The 22,321-nt window shown below is 74.0% G+C and carries 19 protein-coding genes and 1 pseudogene; 8 read left to right on the top strand and 12 right to left on the bottom strand.

Features of this window, described 5'->3' with window-relative positions; genetic code table 11:
- Positions 1-29: 29 nt before the first annotated feature.
- From IF19_RS0102590 to IF19_RS0102620, 7 genes are all read right to left on the bottom strand, one after another.
- Entirely contained in the window at positions 30-1,073 is a 1,044-nt protein-coding gene (locus IF19_RS0102590) for a ketoacyl-ACP synthase III (protein ID WP_030113696.1), read from the bottom strand.
- Complete coding sequence (locus IF19_RS0102595; RefSeq protein ID WP_050493667.1) at positions 1,070-2,854, bottom strand: CoA-transferase; 1,785 nt, start codon at positions 2,852-2,854, stop codon at positions 1,070-1,072. The genes IF19_RS0102590 and IF19_RS0102595 overlap by 4 nt, the downstream gene beginning before the upstream one ends.
- Positions 2,851-4,143 carry a beta-ketoacyl-[acyl-carrier-protein] synthase family protein gene (locus IF19_RS0102600; RefSeq protein WP_030113698.1) on the bottom strand — a complete coding sequence of 431 codons (1,293 nt, stop codon included), beginning with the start codon at positions 4,141-4,143 and terminating at the stop codon, positions 2,851-2,853. Before IF19_RS0102600 ends, IF19_RS0102595 begins: the two co-directional genes overlap by 4 nt.
- Positions 4,144-4,225: 82 nt before the next feature.
- Positions 4,226-5,074: an ABC-2 transporter permease gene (locus IF19_RS0102605; protein WP_248782503.1), complete on the bottom strand. Its 849-nt coding sequence runs from the start codon at positions 5,072-5,074 to the stop codon at positions 4,226-4,228.
- Positions 5,075-5,191: 117 nt separating this feature from the next.
- Complete coding sequence (locus IF19_RS0102610) at positions 5,192-6,160, bottom strand: ABC transporter ATP-binding protein (RefSeq protein ID WP_030113700.1); 969 nt, start codon at positions 6,158-6,160, stop codon at positions 5,192-5,194.
- A 219-nt stretch (positions 6,161-6,379) separates the two neighbouring features.
- Positions 6,380-7,174 carry an enoyl-CoA hydratase/isomerase family protein gene (locus tag IF19_RS0102615; protein ID WP_030275882.1) on the bottom strand — a complete coding sequence of 265 codons (795 nt, stop codon included), beginning with the start codon at positions 7,172-7,174 and terminating at the stop codon, positions 6,380-6,382.
- Positions 7,171-7,785 carry a response regulator transcription factor gene (locus IF19_RS0102620; protein ID WP_030113702.1) on the bottom strand — a complete coding sequence of 205 codons (615 nt, stop codon included), beginning with the start codon at positions 7,783-7,785 and terminating at the stop codon, positions 7,171-7,173. Before IF19_RS0102620 ends, IF19_RS0102615 begins: the two co-directional genes overlap by 4 nt.
- Positions 7,786-8,562: 777 nt before the next feature.
- Here IF19_RS0102620 and IF19_RS01000000134490 point away from each other — a divergent pair.
- Together IF19_RS01000000134490 and IF19_RS0102630 are read left to right on the top strand one after the other, a co-directional pair.
- Positions 8,563-9,407 (top strand): annotated as a pseudogene (locus IF19_RS01000000134490) (inositol monophosphatase family protein).
- Positions 9,408-9,563: 156 nt separating this feature from the next.
- On the top strand, positions 9,564-10,982 hold the full coding sequence (locus tag IF19_RS0102630) for a phytoene desaturase family protein (protein WP_030120856.1): 1,419 nt from the start codon (positions 9,564-9,566) through the stop codon (positions 10,980-10,982).
- 119 nt (positions 10,983-11,101) lie between these two features.
- On the opposite strand, the gene IF19_RS1000000138640 is transcribed toward IF19_RS0102630, so the two are convergent.
- The gene (locus tag IF19_RS1000000138640; protein ID WP_267882438.1) at positions 11,102-12,595 is read right to left on the bottom strand and encodes a threonine/serine exporter family protein; all 1,494 of its coding nucleotides are present in this window, start codon (positions 12,593-12,595) and stop codon (positions 11,102-11,104) included.
- Between the two features lie 237 nt (positions 12,596-12,832).
- Here IF19_RS1000000138640 and IF19_RS0102640 point away from each other — a divergent pair, with 237 nt between their 5' ends.
- From IF19_RS0102640 to IF19_RS0102650, 3 genes are all read left to right on the top strand, one after another.
- Positions 12,833-13,366, top strand: coding sequence for an O-acetyl-ADP-ribose deacetylase (locus IF19_RS0102640; protein ID WP_030113704.1), 534 nt, complete (start codon positions 12,833-12,835; stop codon positions 13,364-13,366).
- Positions 13,367-13,621: 255 nt separating this feature from the next.
- Positions 13,622-15,094, top strand: a complete 1,473-nt coding sequence (locus IF19_RS0102645) for an AlkA N-terminal domain-containing protein (protein ID WP_030120855.1) — start codon at positions 13,622-13,624, stop codon at positions 15,092-15,094.
- A 12-nt stretch (positions 15,095-15,106) separates the two neighbouring features.
- The gene (locus IF19_RS0102650) at positions 15,107-15,664 is read left to right on the top strand and encodes a methylated-DNA--[protein]-cysteine S-methyltransferase (protein WP_372340731.1); all 558 of its coding nucleotides are present in this window, start codon (positions 15,107-15,109) and stop codon (positions 15,662-15,664) included.
- Positions 15,665-15,835: 171 nt separating this feature from the next.
- On the opposite strand, the gene IF19_RS0102655 is transcribed toward IF19_RS0102650, so the two are convergent.
- Positions 15,836-16,420: a TMEM165/GDT1 family protein gene (locus IF19_RS0102655; protein WP_030113708.1), complete on the bottom strand. Its 585-nt coding sequence runs from the start codon at positions 16,418-16,420 to the stop codon at positions 15,836-15,838.
- A 365-nt stretch (positions 16,421-16,785) separates the two neighbouring features.
- Here IF19_RS0102655 and IF19_RS0102660 point away from each other — a divergent pair, with 365 nt between their 5' ends.
- Together IF19_RS0102660 and IF19_RS0102665 are read left to right on the top strand one after the other, a co-directional pair.
- A complete protein-coding gene (locus tag IF19_RS0102660; RefSeq protein WP_030113709.1) occupies positions 16,786-17,190 on the top strand; it encodes a (2Fe-2S) ferredoxin domain-containing protein in 405 nt (134 codons plus the stop codon).
- 75 nt (positions 17,191-17,265) lie between these two features.
- Entirely contained in the window at positions 17,266-17,466 is a 201-nt protein-coding gene (locus IF19_RS0102665) for a type II toxin-antitoxin system VapB family antitoxin (protein ID WP_030113710.1), read from the top strand.
- A gap of 12 nt (positions 17,467-17,478) precedes the next feature.
- On the opposite strand, the gene IF19_RS0102670 is transcribed toward IF19_RS0102665, so the two are convergent.
- Both IF19_RS0102670 and IF19_RS0102675 read right to left on the bottom strand, forming a co-directional pair.
- On the bottom strand, positions 17,479-18,048 hold the full coding sequence (locus IF19_RS0102670) for a GNAT family N-acetyltransferase (RefSeq protein WP_030113711.1): 570 nt from the start codon (positions 18,046-18,048) through the stop codon (positions 17,479-17,481).
- Between the two features lie 90 nt (positions 18,049-18,138).
- Positions 18,139-18,636, bottom strand: a complete 498-nt coding sequence (locus IF19_RS0102675) for an NUDIX domain-containing protein (protein ID WP_030113712.1) — start codon at positions 18,634-18,636, stop codon at positions 18,139-18,141.
- 212 nt (positions 18,637-18,848) lie between these two features.
- Between IF19_RS0102675 and IF19_RS0102680 the strand changes: the two genes are divergently transcribed.
- The gene (locus tag IF19_RS0102680) at positions 18,849-19,967 is read left to right on the top strand and encodes a glycerate kinase (protein WP_030113713.1); all 1,119 of its coding nucleotides are present in this window, start codon (positions 18,849-18,851) and stop codon (positions 19,965-19,967) included.
- Positions 19,968-20,138: 171 nt separating this feature from the next.
- Here IF19_RS0102680 and IF19_RS0102685 read toward each other — a convergent pair whose 3' ends face one another.
- On the bottom strand, positions 20,139-22,307 hold the full coding sequence (locus IF19_RS0102685) for a bifunctional serine/threonine-protein kinase/ABC transporter substrate-binding protein (protein WP_030113714.1): 2,169 nt from the start codon (positions 22,305-22,307) through the stop codon (positions 20,139-20,141).
- Between the last annotated feature and the right edge of the window lie 14 nt (positions 22,308-22,321).

A 22,321-nucleotide genomic window follows, 5' to 3' on the forward strand; every position in this document is an offset into this window, starting at 1 on the left:
GCGCCCGGCGGAGGTGGGGGCGTGCGGGCTCACGGGATGCGCAGGAGCATCGCGCCCCAGCTGAAGCCGCGCCCGATGCCGATCGTCGCGACGAGGTCGCCGGAGCGGATCTTCCCCGCGCGCAGGTTCTCGGAGAGGCAGCTCGGGATGGAGACGCTGGAGGTGTTGCCGCGCTCCTGGATGTTGGTCAGCAGCTTCTCGCGCGGGATCTCCAGCGTCCGGCACACCTGGTTGATCATGTTCAGGTTGCCCTGGTGCGGCACGAACCAGTCGACGTCGTCCACCGTCAGGCTGTTGCGCTCCAGGATCTCCCGGCCCACGTGGGAGAGCAGCTTCGGGCCGACCGCGCCGACCTCGCGCCCGCGCATCAGCATCTTGTCGTTCTCGTCGATGTCGAACGCGTCGAAGTACGAACCGTCCGCGTGCAGCGCCACGTCCAGCAGCCCGCACTCCGCGGTGTCCGCCGACCAGACCGCCGCGGCGGCCCCCGCCCCGAACAGCGCCGAGTAGCGGTAGTCGAAGTTCAGGATCGGGCGCGGGTTCTCCGCGCAGACGACGAGCGCGTTGCGCATGCCGAGCGCCGGGAGCATCGCGGCGGCCGTCGCGGTGCCGTACATGAAGCCCGCGCAGGCCACGGAGGTGACGTCGAAGCAGGTGGCGTGGCGCAGCCCGGCCTGCTTCTGCAGCGGCAGCGAGATGTCCATGTAGTTGTTGGTGGCGCTGGAGGGGTTGGTGCGCGGCCGGGTCGTGGACGTCGTGCCGATGACCAGGTCGATGTCGTCCGGACCAAGACCGGCGGCGCTCAGCGCGTCGTCCACCGCCCGGGCCGCCATCTCCACCGCGCGCTCCTTCTCGTCGGCCGGCCAGTGGCGGCTGACGATCCCGGTGTTCTCACGGATCCAGGCGTCGTCGATGCCCAGCGCGTCGAGCTGCTCGAAGTGGGCGTTGGTGATCGGCTCACCGGGGAAGTAGTGGCCGATCCCGGCGAGCCGCACCGGGGCGATCGCGGTCGGGGGCAGGGGCCGCAGGTGGGCCGTCGCCGGGTCGGGAACGGTCTCGGCGGTCGTGGTCATCGGTAGAAGCCTTCCGGGTCCATGGTGCGCAGGAGCGAGAGTTCTTCGGTGGTGACGGACTTCTCGTCGGTCAGGAACGCGCCGACCCCCGTGGAGCCGTCGGGGAAGTCCCAGCCGGTGAGGTCGCGTACGGCGGCCTCGGGCCCGTCCGGCAGGTCGGCCTCCGTGCGGCCCCGGCCGGGCACTGGCGGCAGCCAGCTCGTCAGCTCGAAGGCGGCCCCGGCCCCCGCGCGGGTGAAACGGCCGAACTGGCTGACCACATCGCGGACCCGCAGGCCCGGGCTGGTCAGGTGGGTCAGCCGGGGGACGTAGCGGCGGGCCGAGGCGAGGGCGATCACCACGCAGTCCACGGAGGAGGCGATGTCGTTGGCCCCGCCGGAGCCGGTGATCCACCGGCCGTCCGGCAGCAGGGTGGTGTTGATGTTGGCGCCCGGATCGATCTCGGCGGCCGACAGCACCCCCAGGCAGCGGGGGTTGGCGGCGACCGCGCCGCCCAGCGTCTCCGCGACCCCGGCCAGCATCTGCGAGCGCTCCGCGTGCCGCTGGCTGAAGAGGAAGACGTCGCCGGGCTCGGGGTCCATCGACTGCAGGCCCAGCTCGGCGGCCACCCGTACCTGGACGCCCTCGTCCGCCAGCAGCCGGGCCGCCAGCCACGCCGACATGTGCGAGGTGCCGATCCCGGCGAGCAGTGTGTCGTAGCCGCGCTCGCGCACCAGGTCCGCGACGGCGCGGGCGCCGAGCACGATCAGCTGCTCCTGCTCGCTGGGCGCGGCGTCCAGGTCCTCGGGTGAGGGGGTCTTCCCCGCGGCGGCAGTGCCCGGGGGAGCGGGGAAGACCAGTTCGGAGCGGCGCGTCGCGCCGAGTCTCTCCAGGTAGGCGGCGTGGTCGGGTATCCCGCCGACCCACTCCTCGTACCAGGCGGCGGCGGTCTGCGGGGTCTTGCAGGCGGCCACGATGTCGGTGAGGAACGCGTAGTCGTCGAGGTAGCCGTCCACCCCGGCGAGCCCGCCCGTGCGCAGCGACTGCGGGTGGGCGCCGAGCGGCGCCTCGCACAGCCCGAGGACGCGGGCGGCGGGGATCACCACCCGGTCCGGCATCGCCGCGATCACCTCGTCGTCGACGATCGCCTCCACCGATGCGAGGACGCCGTCGGTCGCGGCGTACGCGGCCCAGGCGCCCTCGCCCAGCGGGGGAACGGCCACGACGTTGCCCCGGCGGTCGGCGACGACGCCGTGGAAGAGGGTGAGGCGCGGGCGCAGCGGACTGAGCAGGGTGACCGTGCGCTCCGGGTCCTCGGGGTGCGGCACCTGGTGGAGGACGCCCTCCTTGCCGTGCCGGAGGTCGGTCTCGGCGAGCATCGAGCCGGTGGTGGCGAAGGGCTGGCCGAGCGCCCCGGCCATCAGCCGCTGGGTGTAGCTCAGCAGCGACCACATCTCCATCTCGAACGGCCTGCCCTCGGCCAGTTCGCGGTAGAGGCGGTTGGGGCGCGGCGCGGGGTAGGTGTCCCCGACGAAGCCGGTGATCACCTTGCGTACGGCTCCGGAGAGGGCCAGCGCGTGTGCGCTGGAGTGCACGGCGGTGGTGCTCACGGTCAGGCTGCGGCTTCCCGCGAAGGTGCGGCACACCGCGTTCAGCAGGGCGTTGGGCCGCGACATCGTCGCCGCGGCGTGCACGTGGTCACCGGCGCGGACGAAGCGGCGTACCAGGTCGTCGGGGCCGTCGGCCAGGTAGGGGCCGGTGGGGCGGTCGGCGGCGGAGGGACGTTCGGGCGCTGTGGTCATGCGTGCTCCAGGGCCATGACGGAGGTCTGCGAGCCGAAGGCGAAGGACAGCGAGACGGCGAGGTCCAGCTCGGTGTCGCGCGGCCCCTCGGCGACGTGGTCGTGGTCGCACTCGGGGTCCGGCGTGCGGTGGTTGGCGGTCGGGGCCAGTCGCTGGTGGTGGAGCATCAGCGAGGTGGCGGCGACGTTGATGATTCCGGCCATGCCGAAGGTGTGGCCGTAGATCGGCTTGTTGGAGCCGTGCGGCGGAAGGTCCGCGTCGTCGTGGTGCGGCAGCAGCCGGCGCAGGGCGCGGCTCTCGGCGAGGTCGTTGTACCGGGTGGCGGTGCCGTGGCCGCAGACGTAGCCGATCTCCTCCGGCTTGCGCCCGGCGTCGTCGAGCACTCCGGAGACGACCGAGGCGGTGACGTCCCCGACCAGGTCCATGCTGGTGGCGTGGTGGGCCTCGTTGAGGGCGCGGTGGCCCAGGACCCGTGCGTAGATCCGGGCGCCGCGCTCCCGGGCGGACGACTCGCGCTCCAGGCAGAGCGTCATCGCGCCCTCGCCCAGGGCGAATCCGCGCCGGTCGCGGTCGTAGGGCCGGACGGCGGTGGCCGGGTCGTCGCGTTCCGGCGAGAGCACGCCGTCCCCGAGCCCCAGGTAGCAGCGGGCGACCTCGGGGGTGATCGGGAACTCGTGGCCCCCGGCGAGCACCACGTCGGCGCTGCCCGACCGCAGCTCGCGCAGGGCGAGGCCGATCGCGTGGTGGCCGCCGACGCAGGCGCTGCTGACCGTGGTGACCAGGCCCTTCGCCCCCACGGCGATGGCGGCGAGGGTGGCCGGGCAGCCGGCGAGACCCCGGAACATGGCCGTCGCCTTGCCGGCGTACGGGTCCTGCTCCGGGCCCGCCGTGATGGTCTCGGCCCACCAGGACAGCGGGCCGCGGGAGGAGGACTGGACGATGCTCAGCCGCTCCGGGGCGATCTGGCCGCGGGCGATCCCGGCGTCCGCGAGCGCGTCGCCGACGGCGGCCATGGTGGCCAGGATGTCGCGGTTGTACTTCGCGGCGTGCGCCGGAGCGAGGTCGGGCAGCCGGGAGGCGGTGTCGAACGAACCGAGCTGCGCGGCCGCGTGCACCGGCAGCCCCGCGGCGGCGAAGGCCGGCTTCTCCAACCGGCTCACCTGTGACGTTCCGGTGGAGACGTGGTTCCAGAAGGCATGGACATCGGGGGTGCCGGGCAGCACGCACCCGATGCCGGTCAGCACGACGGGATCGGAGGGGTCCGGGGAAGGGTCTCGGCTGCTGTCCATGGACCGAAGCTAACTGCCCTTACATGAGCCAAAATATGGCCGTCAAGTACTCATACGTGCCAACTTTGATGACCGCCAGTACTCACTTTTCGGCCGAGCTGCTTGCCTCCCCGGGGTAGGCGCGCGCGTACACACGGCAGCGGCCCCGCCCCCCCCCGGGGGGGGGGGGCGGGGCGCCGCGGCGGGCCGGGGGGGGGGGGGGCGGGGGGTCTTCCCACGGGACCCCGTTGACCAGCGGGTCGCCGCCCAGCGCCCACTCCCACGGGGAGACGTTCGACAGCGGCTCCAGGGAGTCGGACATCGGTGCGATGGCGTGCAGCAGATAGCCGACGACGAGGACGCCGGCGGCCACGCCGAGGGCCGGGCCGCGGCCGAGACCGAAGCCGACGACGGCGTACGCGACACCGGCGTGCAGCACGGCCAGCAGTCCGACCGTCAGCGTCACGGCCGCGACCCCGCCGCCGGAGACGTCCATGTCGAAGGAGACGACGGAGCCGTACACCGACAGCCACACCAGCACGCTGGTGACGGCCAGTCCGAAGGCGACGCAGAGGAAGCGCACCAGGAAGACGGTGCGGCGGGCGACCGGCAGCGCGAGCAGTAGTTCCAGCCGTCCCGCCTCCTCGTCGCCGCCGGTCAGGGCCGCCGTCGCGGTCACGGCCATCAGGCCGAGGAGCAGCGGGAGCAGGACCGCGTAGAGGTTGCCCTTGAGGTAGCCGCTGGCGCTGCTGATCTGGTCGATCCCGAACGCCGCGGCCATCTCCGGCGAGACGCCGGAGGCGAAGTCCTCCAGGGCGCCGGACTTCTCCATCGACGGCCAGGCGCCGACGACGGAGAGTGCGAGCAGGACCAGCGCGGCCGACCAGGCGATCAGGGTGCGCTTCTGGATCTGTACTCCGCGCCGGAAGATCTCCGAGCTGGGCGATGACATGGTGTGTTTCCCTTCCGGCCGGCCCGGGGGGAGCGGCCATGGTGACGTGAGACCCGCGGCTGTGGTGTCCGCCTCGGACGCCCCGGGGTGCGTCCGGCGGATCAGGAGTGGGACCGGTCAGGAACCGCCGGAGACGCCTTGCCGCACCGGGCCGGCGGGCTCCTCGGCCGCGGCGCCCCGGCCGGCGGGGGCGTCGTTCTGGTAGTACTCCAGGAACGCCTCCTCCAGGTCCGGTTCGGGCGCGGTGAGCGTGGTGATCCGGCGGCCCGCCAGGAACGCCAGCAGCGCGTCGGGCGAGCCGGCCCACGCCAGCGAGACCTCCTGGCCGTCGGGGGAGCGGCGCTCCACGGCCGAGGCCCCGTCCAGGGCCGCGAGACCGGTGAGCGGGACCTCCTCGCCCTCGGCGAAGGCGATGTGGAAGCGCTGCGCGGCCCGGCGGCGCAGCTCCTTCGTCGGGCCGGAGGCGGCGAGCCTGCCGCCCTGGAGCACCGCGACCTGGTCGGCCACGCGCTCGACCTCGGAGAGGATGTGCGAGGAGAGCAGCACGCTCTGTCCGTTGTCCCGGGCCTCCTCGACGGCGGTGAGGAACACCTGCTGCATCAACGGGTCGAGCCCGTTGGTCGGTTCGTCCAGGATCAGCAGCTCCGGCCTGGCCATGAACGCGCCGACCAGGCCGACCTTGCGGCGGTTGCCGGTGGACAGTCCGCGCACCTTGCGCGAGGGGTCGACGCCGAACCGCTGGACGAGATCGTCCCGGTGGGCGGTGTCCGTCAGGCCCCGCAGCCGCCCCCAGGACGCCAGCGTCTGCCCGATCGTCAGCCGGTCGTCCAGCCGCAGTTCGCCCGGGAGATAGCCGATGCGTCCGCGGACCCCGGGGTCGGTCGGGTCCTGGCCCAGCACCCGGACCCGGCCGGACGTGGGCCGGGAGAGGCCCATGAGCATCCGGATCGTGGTGCTCTTGCCCGCCCCGTTGGGGCCCAGGTATCCGTAGACCACGCCCTGGGGGACGGTCAGGTTCAGCCGGCTCAACGCGGTGAAGTCACCGAACTTCTTGGTGACGTCCGTACATTCGATGAGAGGGGTCACGTCTCTTCTGCTCTCCTCTTGCGCCCACGGCTCGTGCGTCCACGGTCGGCCGGGGTCGTCCGGCGGGCATCGGGGGGTGGGGGGTCAGCGACAGGTGTACGGCACGTACAGCACATTCACTGATTACTGAATCTGATCAACAGACTAACGGGGCGGCTCACCTGCTGCAACGAAGCGCCTACCAGCGGTGGCGCGAAACGCCCCCGTCGTGCGGGGTGGTCAGGAAGGGGAGGCCGCGGGCGGAGCCGGCTCGCGGTGCGCGGCCGAAGCGGCCTGCCACCAGTAGCCGTTCTCCACCCCGAGCGCGCTCGTGCGGTCCAGGTGCCCGGAGTCCCGCAGCAGACGGACCCCCGCCTCCAGGAGCGCCGGATCCCCGGCGGCCACCGAGGCCGCCAACGCCCGTGCCGCACCGAGCGCCTCACCGTCGGGCACCGTGCGCTCCACCGCGCCGAGCCGGGCGAGTTCGTCCGCGCGTACGCGTTCGCCGGGGATCAGCAGCATCCGCGCGGCCACCCCCCGCCCCGCCCGGCGCAGCAGCGAGTGGACCGCGCCGCCGCCCGGCACCGCGCCCACCGCCAGCTCCGGAAGGCCGAACGACGCGCCCTCGCCCGCCACCACCAGGTCGCAGGCCAGGGCCAGTTCGAGTCCGCCGCCGAGCGCGTACCCCTCGACGGCCGCGACCACGGGGAAGGGTGCCGCGTGCAACGCCTGGAAGACCGTGCGGAAATGGGCCCGCCGCACCGCGCGGCGCTGCAGATCGTGCCAGTCGGGCTCACGGGTGTCGGCGCCGCTGGAGAAGGTCCCGGCGGCGCCGGTGAGCACCAGTGCCCCGGGAGCAGTGTCTTTTCGGCCAGTCAACTGATTTAGTTCGGCCGCGAGTTGTTCGAGCAGGGCGGTGGACATCGCATTGCGGCGGTGCGGGCGGTTCAGCGTAAGGGTGACCACCCGGCCGGTGTGCTCGACCAGAAGCGGCTCCGCCTCCGCTTCGGGCGTGCTCTTCGCGGGAGGGGTCATCCGCAGGGCCTCAGCATTCTGAACAGTTCCTTGCGCCCGGACACGCCCACCTTGTGGAAGACCCGGCTCGCGTAGTTCTTGACGGTCTGCTGGGTGAGGCACAGCTCCTGCGCGATCTCCTCGTTGGAACGCCGCCGCAGTAACAGTCCGAGGATCTCCTCCTCGCGCCCGCTCAGCTTCCAGCCGCCGCCCCAACCCGGCTTCCGGGTCTTCGGCGGGGGATCGTCCGCGCCCAGGTGCCAGAAGCCGCGGCCGCTCAGCACGTCGTGCAGCCCCTTGACGATGGACTCGGGCGGGCACGACTCGTGGACGAACCCGGCGGCCCCGCCCCTGATGCAGTCCACCACGCTGCGGGGCGCGTTGTCCCTGCTGTAGAGGATGACGCGGGTGTCGCTCCAGTACGCCAGGTCGCCGAGGACCTCCTGCCACTGCTCGTACTCCACGAGCGCGACGTCGGGCCGGCCGCCGGGGAGGCTGCCGACCGCGGTCGGGTGGGGGCAGCCTCCCAGCACGGTGACGGCCGGATCGCCCCGGAACAGATCCAGAATCGCCTTGCGTATCAACGGTGACGAGTGCAGGACCACCAGTCCGCCTCCGCCCTTCTCGGCCATACCTGAACCCCTCGTACTCCCGGCGCGGCAGCTCGGCCGCGTGTCGTTCGGCATGTTGTGAATATGTTGAATCGTGCCCGCGAGAGGATGTCCGCGCAGCCGACGGGAAGTCCGCTCCGATACGACGGGGAACGGGCCGGCGGCGCACGCGGGCACGCGGCTGTATTGTTGCCCGGATGCCGTCGGATATTCGGTCGGTAATGACATTCCGGGCCGCCACTTATTACTGGCGCGTAGACAGCCTGCGCGGATATGGGAATCCGGGTACAAGACGCTTCCGCTCCAGGAGCGGTTCCACTTTCGCGGACCTTTGATTCCTGGTTTTGGTGAGCACGTTAAGGCTCTGTGACATCCTCGGGAACAGTAAGCCCGGCGTGCGTCCGCGGCGGTACGGTGGGCGGGACCGGCCCGGCGCGCGGTGGTTCGATGCGGTGATCCGCCTGGTCCGGCAAGTGTCCCGCCACCCCGAGGGGTGGGCTGGCTGATGCACGGCTTCCTCCCCCTGGTGGTGCGTTCCAGCCGGTGGCCGCTCAGGGCCGCACGGGGTGAACCAAAACGAGAGTTCGGGCCCCGAATCCACGCCAACAGTAACCGCACTGGCTCCACTTGTCACGCAACGGATTATTACCCGGCAGTCAAGAATTCCTGCCGGGAATTGACGCGTCCTTTGTGCGGGGCCGAGCTTTTGCGGATACTGTCCGGCATCCCACGGGACGCCTGAGATGTCCGCAATCACCCGAGGGGTAAGGGCTCGTACCGGCATGATTGGCTGGGCCCATGATCGATGACTTCCTGTACGGGACCGCCGGCCACGCCGGACCGCTCGCCGAGGTCGAGGCCGCCGTGCGCGCCGCCGCGGCGGCCGAGATCGTGCCCCGCCACCGCAGCCTCGCCGCCCACGAGATCATCGAGAAGAGCGGCCCGCACGACCTGGTCACGCCGCCGACCGCCTCGCCGAGGAGCACCTCACCGCGGCCCTCACCGCCCTGCTGCCCGGCTCGGTCGTCGTCGGCGAGGAGGCCGTCCACGCCGACCCCGCGGTCTACGACGCCCTCGGCGGCGACGCCCCGGTCTGGATCGTCGACCCGGTCGACGGCACCCGCCAGTTCGTCCGGGGCGAGGCCGGCTTCTGCACCCTCGTCGCCCTCGCCCGGCACGGCGAGATCCACGCCTCCTGGACCTACGCACCGGTCCTGGACGAGATGGCCGTCGCCGTACGCGGCCGGGGCGCCACGCTCAACGGCGCGCCGATACGGTCCGGGGCGCCCGCCCCCGGAGCCGTCCTGGAGGTGGCCATGTCGCACCCCGACTACACCACCGACGACCAGAAGCGGGCCCTGCTCGGCCTGCGGACCGAGGGCATCGCCGCCCGCCCCTGCGGCTCCGCGGGGCTGGAGTACCTGGCGGTGGCCCGGGGCGACCTCGACGCGACGGCCTTCAACTGGGAGTACGCCTGGGACCACGCGGCCGGACTGCTCCTGGTCACCGAGGCGGGCGGCGCGCAGTCCACGCTCTCCGGCGTCCCCTTCCGGATCGCGGGCGGCAACGACCTGCCGTTCACGGCCGCCCGCGACGAGGCGACCGCCCGGCGCGTCCTGGCCGCCCTGCGCTCGGGCGGCTGACCGGCGGCGGCCGGGCGGGCGGGCCGGGTGGTGCGCCCGCCCGGCCGCCGAGGGGGGCACCCCCGAAACCCCCTCCGCCCCGGGGTCCCGTGTCCGTGCGGCCGGTGCGCCCGAATATCCTGGGTGTCCGCCCGCCGGCCGACGAAGGAGTCCCAGGTGACCTCGATGCTCGACGCGGTCGTCGTGGGGGCCGGCCCCAACGGCCTGACCGCCGCCGCCGAACTGGCCCGCCGGGGCCTCGCCGTGGAGGTCCACGAGGCGCACGGCACGGTCGGCGGAGGAGCGAGCACGGAGGAGTTGACGCTCCCCGGCTTCCGGCACGACCCCTGCTCCGCCGTCCACCCCCTCGGCATCGGCTCGCCGGCGTTCCGGGCGATGCCCCTGGCCCGGCACGGACTTCAGTGGCTGCACCCCGAGGTCGACCTCGCCCACCCCTTCCCGGACGGGACGGCCGCGACCCTCACCCGCTCCGTCGGCGAGAGCGCCATGTCGCTGGGGGCCGCGGACGCCGGCGCGTACCGCCGCCTCGTGGCCCCCTTCCTCGGCCACTGGGACACCCTGGCCGCCGACTTCCTCCGCACCCCCTGGGACGGGCTGCCCCGCGACCCGTACCGGCTGGCCCGCTTCGGGCTGCTCGGCCTCCAGCCCGCCACCTGGGTCGCCCGGCGCTTCCGCGGCGCGAAGGCCCGCGGCCTCTTCGCCGGGCTGGCCGCCCACGCCATAGCGCCCACCAGCGGCTTCGCCACCTCGGCCATCGCCCTCGTCTTCGCGCTCGCCGCCCACGAGAACGGCTGGCCCGTGCCGCGCGGCGGCTCCCAGGCGATCTCCGACGCTCTCGCCTCCCTGCTCCGCGAACACGGCGGCACGATCCACACCGGCAGCGAGGTCAAGCGCCTGGACGAACTCCCGCCCGCCCGCGCCTACATCTTCGACACCTCCCCCACGGCCCTCGCCCGTATCGCCGGACTCGGCAGCGCCTACCGGGGCTACCGCTACGGCGCCTCCGCCTTCAAGATCGACTACGCGCTCTCCGGCCCCGTCCCCTGGACCGCGGAACAGGCGCGCCGGGCCGGCACCGTCCACATCGGTCCCACCGCCGGAGCCATCGACGCCGCCCTGAGCGCCGCCGTACAGGGCCGCGACCCCGACAAGCCCTTCCTCATCACCGCCCAGCCCACCCTCACCGACCCCGGCCGCGCCCCCGAGGGGCGCCACGTCTTCTGGGCGTACGGACATGTCCCGGCGGGCTGGGAGGGCGACGCCACCGAGGTCATCGAACGCCAACTGGAGCGCTTCGCCCCCGGGTTCCGCGATCTGGTGCTGGCCCGCGCGGTCGCGGGACCGCCCCAGCTCGCCGCCCGCAACGCCAACTACGTCGGCGGCGACATCGCCTGCGGGGCCTTCGCCGGCCTCCAGACCCTCATCCGCCCGAAGCTCGCCCGCGTCCCGTACGCCACCGCGCACCCCGCGGTGTTCCTCTGCTCCTCGGCCACCCCGCCCGGCCCCGGGGTGCACGGCATGTCCGGCCACCACGCCGCCAAGGCCGTATGGCGGCAGTTGCGGTCCTCGTCCTGACCCGTCCTCCGCACCGCACGGGGCCGTCGCCGCTGGGGGGGCGGGATCAGGAACGGACGGGCCGCACCCGGCGTCGTGGGCCCGGTCACGATCCGCCGGACACGTCCTCCGGCTTTCCGCTACGACGCGGGCGCCCAGCGGCGCTGCGCCGCGCCGCCCAACTGGCTGCCGAGCACGGTCCCGACGCCGATCGCGGCCGTGGTGACGAAGGCCAGCACCGCGTAGCCGCCCGCCCCCGGCACGTGCAGCCCGTACTGGAGAAGGCTGCGGTAGACGTCCGGCCCCGGCAGCAGGGCCCCCGCGATGCCGGGCACCACCAGGGAACGCGAGGGGATGTGCAGGGACGGCGCCACCGCCCCGGCCGCCGCGCCCAGGACCGCCGCCGCCCCGAGGGCGGCCATCGGGCTGGGCTGCCCCAACTCCTGGTGCAGCACGCCGTTGACCAGCCCGGCCAGCACACCCGCGCCCGCCGCCCAGGGCAGCAGCCGGGGCGGGCCGCCCATGAAGATCGCGTTCCCCAGCGCACCGATGGCCGACGTCACCAGGGACAACGCCAACGGCAGCGCCCTGAACGCCGTGTTGCGCGCGTCCACGTCGGCGTCCCGCAGCAGAAAGCCGACCAGGGCGACCCCGCCGACCATGGCCCCCAGGAACATGCCCACGCTGATCAGCCGCCCGGCCGCCATGGCCCGGAACCCGGAGATGGCTTCCTCGGAGAGGCTCACCAGCGACAGGATCGGCAGCAGCAGCACCATGTTGGCCGCCGCGACGCTCGCCGCCTCGCCCCCGGTCAGCACGTGCGCGTCCGCCAGGAACATCGTCAGGCCGATCACCGCGGCGGTCTGGAGCGCGGTGACGTAGAACGACGGAAGCCCGCCCGCCCCCAGCGCCCAGCCGAACCGGTTGCTCACCAGGAACACCGCGGGGGCCACGACCGCCGCCTGCGGCGTGCCCGACGCGAGCACGCACAGCATGGCCGCCAGCAGCGCCCCTCCCAGCACCGTCGTCCACCAGGGCCAGAAGCCCTTGCGCGAGATGATCCGGGTCAGCTCGTGCTCGGCTTCGAGCGGCCGCAGCCCCTTGTCCACCACCCGGTGCGTCAGCGCGCTCAGATCGTCGAGCTGCCGCAGGTCCCTGCTGTCCTCCGACCCCGTCACCATCATCATCGTCAGGGGGTGGGCGCCCGGCGGCGCGTACTGGACCTGGATGGTACGGGAGGTGACGTCCACCGTCATGTGGTCCATCTCCCACCGCGCGGTGATCGCGACGATCGCCGACTCGATGGCCCGGGTCTCCGCCCCGGCGAGGAACAGCTCCCGCCCCTGCCGCAGGGCGAACCGCATGCAGGCCACGGCGGTCGGCTCGTCCACGTCGCGCGGCTCGGGGAAGCTGTACCCCTCGAACTCGGTTCCGTACAGCCGGTTCAGCAGGGTCGACTCGTCGTCCCGCAGCCGGGCCAACTGCTCGCGCCGCGCCCGGCGCCGGCCGAGGAACGTGCCGTCGCCGGGCGGACGGCCGATGTGCGCGCGGTCCGACGGCCTGGAGTCGTGCGGGGATGCGGTGGCCTCCGAGGACGAGGAGTCGTCCGAGGACACCGAGTTGTTCGAGGGCACCGAGGTGGCCTTCCTCCCGGGCTGCCGCCCGCTCCGGCGGAATGGGTGCGTACCGGTGCATTCTGCCCCTCGGGCGGCCGGCCGGAGGACAGGCCGTGACCGCGCGTCACCGCCCGGCGCGCAGCGGCCGCGCATCCCTCCGACGGGTCCTCCCGACCGGGCGGGGGAGGCCACCGGCGTCCGACGGTTCCTTCCGACCGGGCGGCGCAGGCCACCGGGGCGCGGCATGATGTCCGTATGAGCACCTCCGTCTCCCCAGCCGTACGTCTGGTCCGCGGCGACATCACCGACCAGTCCGTCGACGTCATCGTCAACGCGGCGAACTCCTCGCTGCTCGGCGGCGGCGGAGTCGACGGCGCCATCCACCGGCGCGGCGGTCCCGACATCCTCGCCGCCTGCCGTGAACTGCGCGCCGGGCACTACGGGAAGGGGCTGCCCACCGGACAGGCGGTCGCCACCACCGCCGGACGCCTCGACGCGCGGTGGATCGTGCACACCGTCGGCCCGGTCTACTCCGGCGTCCAGGACCGGTCCGCGCTGCTCGCCTCGTGCTACCGCCAATCCCTGCGACTGGCCGCCGAGTTGGGAGCCAAGTCCATCGCGTTCCCGGCGATCTCCACCGGCATCTACGGCTGGCCGATGGACGACGGGGCGCGGATCGCGGTGCGCACGGTCCTGGCGGAGACGGTGGAACCGGTCGAGGAGGTGCGCTTCGTGCTCTTCGACGCCCACGCGTACGTGGAGTTCGAGGAAGTCCTCGCGATGCGCTGAGACCGCTCGGGGCCACTGAGAACGCGCGCGGCCACCACGCCCGGCACGACGGGACGCGAGACCCCGGCCCCGGCACGGCGGGACGCGAGGCCACCTGGCCCCCGCGCGGCGGTCACGACGGCGGGATCCGGTGCGACCTGCGTACGGCGGTCGAGCGGGTGCCCTCCGGGCCGTCCGGCCGTCTCCGCTTCCCGCTCGACCACCGTGTCGGATTTCCGCCAGCCAAGCCGCTGACCGGTGCACCATCCTGGATTCATGCACACCGACACCGAGCGCTGCGTGCGGGCCGTCCAGTCCAAGGACGCCCGCTTCGACGGCTGGTTCTTCACCGCGGTCCTCACCACCCGGATCTACTGCCGCCCCAGCTGCCCCGTCGTGCCGCCCAAGGTCCGCAACATGACCTTCTACCCGAGCGCCGCCGCCTGCCAGCAGGCCGGATTCCGGGCCTGCAAGCGGTGCCGCCCCGACACCAGCCCCGGATCCCCCGAGTGGAACGCCCGCGCCGACTCCGTCGCCCGCGCCATGCGCCTCATCCGGGACGGGGTCGTCGACCGCGAGGGCGTCACCGGCCTCGCCACCCGGCTCGGCTACTCCGCCCGCCAGATCGAGCGCCAGCTCCTGGCCGAGCTGGGCGCCGGCCCGCTCGCCCTGGCCCGCGCCCAGCGGGCGCAGACCGCCCGCCTCCTCATCGAGACGACCCCGCTGCCCATGGCCCAGGTGGCGTTCGCCGCGGGCTTCTCCTCGATCCGCACCTTCAACGAGACGGTCCGCGAGGTCTTCGGTCTGGCCCCCGGCGAGCTGCGGACCCGGGCCGCCCGGGGACCCGGCGCCCCCGCCGCACCGGGGGTGATCGCGCTCCGCCTCCCGTACCGGGCCCCGCTCAACCCGAGCAACCTCTTCGGCCACCTCGCCGCGACCGCCGTGCCCGGCGTCGAGGAGTGGCGGGACGGCGCGTACCGGCGCACGCTCGCCCTCCCGTACGGGCACGGCGTCGTCGCCCTGGCCCCGAAGCCCGACCACATCGCCTGCCGGCTCTCCCTCACCGACCCCCGCGACCTCACCCGGGCCATCAGCCGCTGCCGCTGGCTCCTCGACCTGGACGCGGACCCGGTCGCCGTGGACGACCGGCTGCGCACCGACCCGCTGCTCGCCCCGCTCGTCGACGCGGGCCCCGGACGCCGGGTGCCCCGGACCGTGGACGGGGCGGAGTTCGCCGTACGCGCGGTGCTCGGACAGCAGGTCTCCACCGCCGCCGCGCGCACCCACGCCGCCCGCCTGGTCACCGCACACGGCGTCCCCGTGGACGACCCCGAGGGCGGACTCACCCACCTGTTCCCGACCCCCGGAGCGCTGGCGGAGCTGGACCCCGAGGCCCTGGCGCTGCCGCGTACCCGCCGCGCCACGCTCACCACACTCGTCGCCGCACTCGCGGAGGGCCGGCTGCGGCTGGACACCGACACCGACTGGGACGAGGCCCGCACCGCCCTCTCCGCGCTGCCGGGCTTCGGCCCCTGGACGGTCGAGTCCATCGCGATGCGGGCGCTCGGCGACCCCGACGCCTTCCTCCCCACCGACCTCGGCATCCGCCGCGCGGCCGAACGCCTCGGCCTCCCGGCCACCCCCGCCGCCCTCACCGCACGGGCCGCCGACTGGCGCCCCTGGCGGGCGTACGCCGTGCAGTACCTCTGGACGGCGGACGACCACCCCATCAACCACCTGCCCGCCTGACGGAGAGACCCCATGAACAGGACCCCCATGAACAGGACCTCCACGACCACCATGACGCCCGTGCCCGGCGCCAGGCAGCACACCGTCGTCGACAGCCCCTACGGGCCGCTCACCCTCGTCGCCACGGACGGCGTCCTGTCGGCCCTCTACATGACCGACCAGCGCCACCGACCGCCCGAGGAGAGCTTCGGCGTCCCGGACCCGGAGCCCTTCGGCGAGACGATCCGGCAGCTCGGCGAGTACTTCGACGGGGGACGCACGAGTTTCGACCTCCCGCTGAGCCTGGCGGGCACCCCGTTCCAGCGGAGCGTCTGGGCGGAGCTGCTGAAGATCCCGTACGGCGAGACGCGCACGTACGGCGAACTGGCCGAGGAGCTCGGAAAGCCCGGCGCTTCCCGGGCGGTCGGCCTGGCCAACGGCAAGAATCCGGTCGGGATCATCGTCCCGTGCCACCGCGTCATCGGCGCCTCCGGAAGCCTCACCGGCTACGGCGGCGGCCTGGACCGCAAGCAGCGGCTGCTCGCGTTCGAGAACGGCGGGGCGCGGGACGAGACCCCGGCCCTCTTCTGAGACGGGCCGGGCCGGGGGAGCACCGCACCCGGTACACCCCCGGAACGTGCCCGCGTACGCCCCCGGGCCCGCCCGATCCGTCACGCGCCCCGGGCCGCCCGAACCGGCCCCGTCGCCACCCCGGACCCGCCCGAACCGCCGAGCGCTTCCGACGCCACCCCGGCCCTCGACTCACCCGGTGAAGATCTCCACAACCGTCCAGACGGCGAGGCCCAGCATGCAGAGCCCGCCGATGCGCTGCACGGTCTTGAGCGGTACGCGCTTCGCGATGAACTTGCCGGCCAGCAGCGCCAGCGCGGAGACCGACATCAGGGCGGCGGCCGAACCGATCGCGGTGGACCAGGTGCCGTTGCTCGCCGCCAGGTTGGCGGTGGTGATCTGTGTCAGATCGCCCCACTCGCTGATGAAGACCGCCATGAACGCGGTCGAGTAGACCGGCCAGAACCCGGTGACGGTCTTCACCTCGGTCTCGTCGTCATCGTCCCCGCCGCTGCCGCGCAGCAGGAGGAACGCGCCGAGCGCGAAGAGCGAGGCCGAGACGAGCTTGACGATCCAGTCGGGCAGCAGCCCGATGAGGCTGCCCGCGCCCACGGCGATGGCGACGTGCACGATGAACGCGGACGACGTGCCGAACCACACGTAGAGCGGGCGCATCCGCGTGCCCATGGCCAGCGAGGCGAACATCGTCTTGTCGGGGAGCTCCGCGAGGAAGATCAGCCCGAAGGCGGTGAGGATCGCCAGGAGGTCGAGGTGCATTCCGGTCGGCTTTCTGTGCGAGCCGGGCCCGGATCTTCGCGAAGCGCCGCTCGGGCTGTTCGGAGGACCACTCGGCCCGGCATGACGGCGACGTCCACGGGGTGTGGACGCGTCATACAGGACCGAAGGTCTCGCCCGCCCGTGAAGCCTTCTCAGCATCCACGAGCCCGGCCACCGGGAACCCGAGGGCTCCAGTGTGTCGACGACCGGTTTGCGGGGCTACTCCCCTTCGCAGCCGTCAACGATACCCCACCCGGCCCGGAGAGGGCTCTGGTGTTCGAACGGCGGACGCCTCGGTAGAGTCGCGGTGATCACCGGGACCCCCGGTGGACCCGCCCACCCCCACCGCGACGGGAAGTGCCCCGATGAGCCGCCGCAGCCGCAAGGACGTGCCCGCCCAGGGCGCCGGCCGCCCCACCGTCAGCGTCTGCCGGGGCTGCTGCTGCGGCACCGAGAAGATCCCCGGCGTTGACCACGCGGCCCAGCTCGCCCGGCTCCGCGCGGGACTGGAGGGCTCGGCCACCGTACGGGCGGTGGAGTGCCTGGACGCCTGCGAGCAGGGCAACGTGATCGTCGTGCAGCCCTCCGCCGAGGGGCGCAGAGCCGGTGGCCGCCCGGTCTGGCTCGGCCTCGTCAACGACGAGCACGCCGAGCAGGACATCGTGACCTGGGCGGCGGAGGGCGGCCCGGGGCTCGCGGACGCCCCGGACATCCTCGACCTGTACGTCTTCAAGCCCTCGCGCCGCGTCTCGGCCGGCCTGGACGGCTGAGCGCCCGCAGGCCCCGGATCCGGTCGCGTCGGCGAACCGGGACCATGCCGGGGCGCCCCGGGGTAGTCTCCCCGCATGGCCGAGGTGACCGTCAGTCTGGATGCCGAACTCGTCGTCGAAGTCATGGTGCTGGCGGGGGTGGGAAGCCCCCAGGACGCCGTCGAACTCGTGGTCCGCGACTACATCGCGCGCGGCCACCGCACCGAGGCGCTCGTCGCCGAGCACGAGGCCACCGCGCGCGACGTGGAGGTCAAACCCGAGGCCCAGCAGGGCTGACGAGCCGGTCGGTCAGTCCAGCGGAAGACTCATGAACAGCGCCGTCTCCCCCTCGGACGCGGTGCCCCGGTAGAGCGTCGTGTCCAGGCCGCAGAAGACGAACCCCATCCGCCGGTAGGCGCGGATCGCCGGGGCGTTGATGTTCGTCACCTCCAGCCAGACGTGGCCGGCCCCGCACGCCCGCGCCCGCTCGACGGCGTGGCTCATCAGCGCGCGTCCGATGCCCCGGCCCTGCCACGGCCCGGCCACCTCGATGTCGGCGACGACCAGCCGCCGGTTCCAGGGCTCGTACTCCGTGTCGACGTAACCGCACACCCGCTCGCCGGCCACGGCGACGATCCGGTGGCCGTTCCCCGGTTCCTCACCCGCGGGCTCGTCGTCGGGGAAGACCTTGTGGACGGGCGGGTCCAGCGGACGGGGGCTCAGACTGAACCCGCTCTCCGACACGGTGACGTCGTAGACGGTGTCCGAGCGGAACTCACCCCGGATGACGGCGGACCGCTCCCGCTCGTTCACCGCCGCGCGAACGGTGACCGCCCCCGCCGCCCCGCCCGCGTCCGATGCACTGTCAGATGTGGTCACCCGCCCCACGCTACCGGGGGCGGTGGAGCGTGCCGGGGCGAGGGGCCGACTGCCCGCCCCCCTGGACCGACGCCGAGAGCAAGGGCGTTCCTACGCCGCCCGCTCGCCGTTCTCCAACTCCGCCGTTCCGCTGCCGGACGTCAGGACCTCCAGCGCCGCGCGCACCCGGCCGTGGAGCGAGCCCAGCAGGTAGCCGTCCAGGTCGGCCGGGGCGACCAGCCGCCAGGACAGCAGCTCCTCCTCCTGGATCCGGATCGCCGCCAACCGGTCGGCGTCGAGCACCCCGCCGTCGTACAGGTACGCCACGATCGGGGGACGGCCTGCGCCCTGCACCCAGTCCACGACGAGCAGCCGACCCGGCGCGATGTCGAGGCCGATCTCCTCGGCCGTCTCCCGCCGGGCGCCCTGGCGGGGGCTCTCGCCCGCGTCCGACTCGACGGTTCCGCCGGGCAGCGCCCAGCCCTCGCGGTAGTTCGGCTCGACGAGCAGGACCCGCCCCTCGGCGTCCCGGAAGAGCGAGGCGGCGCCCGCGAGGACGCGGGGGAGTCCGGCGATGTACGCGGCGTAGCCGGCGTCGGGAGTCGTCACGGCCGACAGCCTAGTGCGGCGTTCCGGGCCGGGCGGGCCGATCGTCGGGCCCCCGCGCGACCGGTGGTCCCGGCCCGCTCGCGAGAGCCGCCCGCGCGGCAGAGGCAGGGGTGTGGATGGGCATGGGCAGATCAGGGGTCGTGCGGATAGGGTCGGGGCGGCGCGACTGCCTGTTCGAAAGCAAGGGATGCAAGGTGACGGACGGAGCAGATGTGGAGACCGCACGCGTGCTCGTCGCGGCGGACAAGTTCAAGGGCTCGCTCACGGCCGTACAGGTCGCGGAGCGGGTGACGGCCGGGCTGCGGCGCGTCGTCCCCGGCCTGGAGGTGGAGACCCTGCCCGTCGCGGACGGCGGCGACGGCACGGTCGCGGCGGCGGTGGCCGCCGGATTCGAGCGCCGCGAGGCGCGGGTGACCGGCCCGCTCGGGGACCCGGTCACGGCGGCGTACGCCCTGCGCGGGACCACCGCCGTGGTGGAGATGGCCGAGGCATCGGGCCTCCAGCACCTGCCCGACGGGGTGTTCGCCCCGCTCACGGCCACCACCCACGGCTCGGGCGAGCTGCTGAAGGCGGCCCTGGAGGCCGGGGCGACGACGATCGTGTTCGGGGTCGGCGGCAGCGCCACCACGGACGGCGGCGCGGGCATGCTCACGGCTCTCGGAGCCCGTTTCCTGGACGCGGGCGGCAAGCCCGTCGGGCCCGGCGGCGGTCCGCTGGCCGAACTGGCCGAGGCCGACCTGTCCGGACTCGACCCGCGCCTGAAGGACGTCGACCTGGTCCTCGCCAGCGATGTGGACAACCCGCTGACCGGGCCCAAGGGCGCTCCCGAGGTGTACGGGCGGCAGAAGGGCGCGAGCGAGGACGACATCGCGGTCCTCGACGCGGCCCTGACGCACTACGCCTCGGTCCTCGGCCCCGAGACCGCGGAACTGCCGGGCGCGGGCGCCGCCGGAGGCATCGGCTACGGGGCGCTCGTCGCTCTCGGCGCCCGGTTCCGCCCCGGCATCGAGGTGATGCTCGACGTACTGGGCTTCGCCCCCGCGCTCGACCGCGCCACGCTGGTGATCACGGGCGAGGGGTCGCTTGACGAGCAGACGCTTCACGGCAAGGCCCCGGCCGGGGTCGCCGCCGCCGCCCGCGCGGCCGGGATCGAGACCGTCGCGGTATGTGGGCGGCTCGCCCTCTCCCAGGAGGCCCTTGAGCGGGCGGGCATCCGGCGTGCGTACGCGCTGGCCGACCTGGAACCGGATGCCGCCGTCTCCATGGCCGAGGCGGGGCCGCTCCTGGAACGGGCGGCGGAGTCGATCGCCCGGGACTTCCTGCACGGCTGACGCCGGTACGCCCCGGAGGGGAGGGTGCCGGCCACCCGCCCCTCCGGCACCGGCGGGAAGCGAACGGACGGGGCGCCCCTCCAGCACCGGCGGAGAGGCGCGCGGAAGGGGCGACCCGGTCCGCGGCCCCCCACCCACCGGGGCGACCCGGTCCGCGGCCCCCGCCCGCGCTCAGGCCTGCCGCCCGTCCATCCCGATGTACCGGAAGCGCCCCCGCTCCACGCGGTAGATGAACACCCCGGTCCCGGTGTACATCCCGTTCGCCGGCTCGAAGGCGTAGCTCTTGGACACCCCCTTGTACGAGGTCGTCCGCAGCGCCGGCAGCAGGTCCTGCCGGGTCAGCGTCTCCCGGCCCAGCTTCTCGGCGCAGGCGGCGATGAGGCCGACCGCGTCGTACGCCTCGGCGGCGAACAGCGGCGGGGCGCCGTCGTACCGCTTGCGGTAGGCGGCGGCGAACGCGTGCACCGAGGGGACGGAGGCCGGGTCGGCGGCCGTCGAGACGAGGAGCCAGCCCGCCGCGTCCTCGCCCGCCTCCGCCAGGAACCGCGGGTCGTGCGCGGCCTGGGTGGCGATCTTCGGGCCCGCGTACCCGGCCCTGTTCAACGCTTCGGCGAACCGTCCGGCGTCCCGCCACCCGCCTCCGTACACCACGGCCCCCGGCCGCTTCGCGGCGATCCGCCCGGCCTCCGCGTCCAGGTCGCGGGCGCCCTCCCGTACGGTCTCCGCGAGCACCGTGCGCCCGTTGCCGCGCAGCCCCGCGTCCAGGAAGCGGGTGGTCTGGCGGCCGTACTCGGTGCCGTCGTCCACCAGCGCGACCCGGTCGATCTCGTACGCCCCGAGGTACTCGGCCACCGGCAGCATCTGCATGTCGTTGCGCGGCCGTGCGCACAGGAAGGTCCGGTTGAGATGCCGGATGTCCCCGTCGACCACGCTGACCAGTCCCAGCGCCGCCTCGTCGTACGCGACCAGCGCCTCGCGGGCCGCATCCGTACCGGTCGCGCCGATGGCCGCCACCACCAGCGGGTCCGCGGCGAACCGGCGTACCGCGGCCGTGGCCCGCTCCTCCTCGCCCCCGTCGTCGACGGTCGTCAGCCGCAGGGTGAACGGGGCGTCGCGGCGGGCGTTGTGCTCCGCCACGGCGAGCCGCGCCGCCCGGTCCTGGCCCCGGCCGACGGCCGCCGAGGGCCCGCTCAGGTCGGCCTGGAGCCCGATGCGCAGCTCCGGCCGGCGCGCCGGCTTCCCGTCCCGGCCGTCCGGCTCCCCGTCGTCCCGCGAGGCGGCCAGCCAGGCGGCGGTCCCGCCGGTCGCCGCGAGGGCCGCGCCGCCGGTGACGTACGCGAGGAAGCGACGGCGGCCGACCGGGGCCCGGACGGACGTGGTGCTCCCGACCCCGGCCCCGGCCCCGGCCCCCGGAACGGTGTCCGGCGCGTCCGCACGGGCGTCCAGGCTGGTCGCGTCGATGTCCGGCAGGGCCAGCATCCGCGCCGAACGCTCGGCGATCAGATGGGTGACCGGGCCGGGCAGCCAACTGCCGCCCGCCAGGTCCTCGGCCAGGGCGGCCCGGACCTCGCCGGCGGTCGGCCGGTCCCCGGGGTCCTTGGCCAGGCACGCCCCGACGACCGGGAGTAGTCCGGGCGGCAGCGCGCTCAGGTCCGCCGTGTCGTGCACGGTACGGAACAGCATCGCCTCGACCGGGCCGGTGCCGAACGGCCGCCCGCCGGTCGCCGCGTACACCAGGACGCAGCCCAGCGAGAAGACGTCGCTCGCCGGCCCGATCCGCCGCCCCTGCGCCTGCTCGGGGGAGAGGAAGCCGGGGGAGCCGACGATCACGTCCGTCGCGGTGAGGACGGTGTCGTCCAGAGCTCGCGCGATCCCGAAGTCGATCAGCCGGGGGCCGTCGAGGCCGAGCAGGACGTTGCCCGGCTTCACGTCCCGGTGCACGAGCCCCGCCGCGTGCACCGCCTCCAGCGCCTCCGCCAGCATCGAGCCCAGCGCCCGTACCCCGCGCTCCGGCAGCGGCCCGCCGCCGCCCACGGCCTCGCTCAGGGCGGGACCCGGCACGAACTCGGTGGCCAGCCACGGGGCGGGGGCCTCGGTGTCGGCGTCGACGACGGGCACCGCCCACCGGTTGCGGACCTGCCGGGCGATGGCCACCTCCCGCCGGAAGCGGGCGCGGAAGGCGGAGTCGTCGGCGTACTCCGCCCGGATCAGCTTGATCGCCACCAGCGCGCCGCCGGCCGACCGGCCCAGCAGCACCACGCCCATGCCCCCGGCGCCGAGGCGGCCGAGGACGCGGTACCCGGCGATCCGGGCCGGGTCGGTGGAACGGAGCGGTTCCATCAGGGTTCAGTGCC

This window comes from Streptomyces californicus, from assembly GCF_000717645.1.
GTDB classification, from domain to species: domain Bacteria; phylum Actinomycetota; class Actinomycetes; order Streptomycetales; family Streptomycetaceae; genus Streptomyces; species Streptomyces californicus.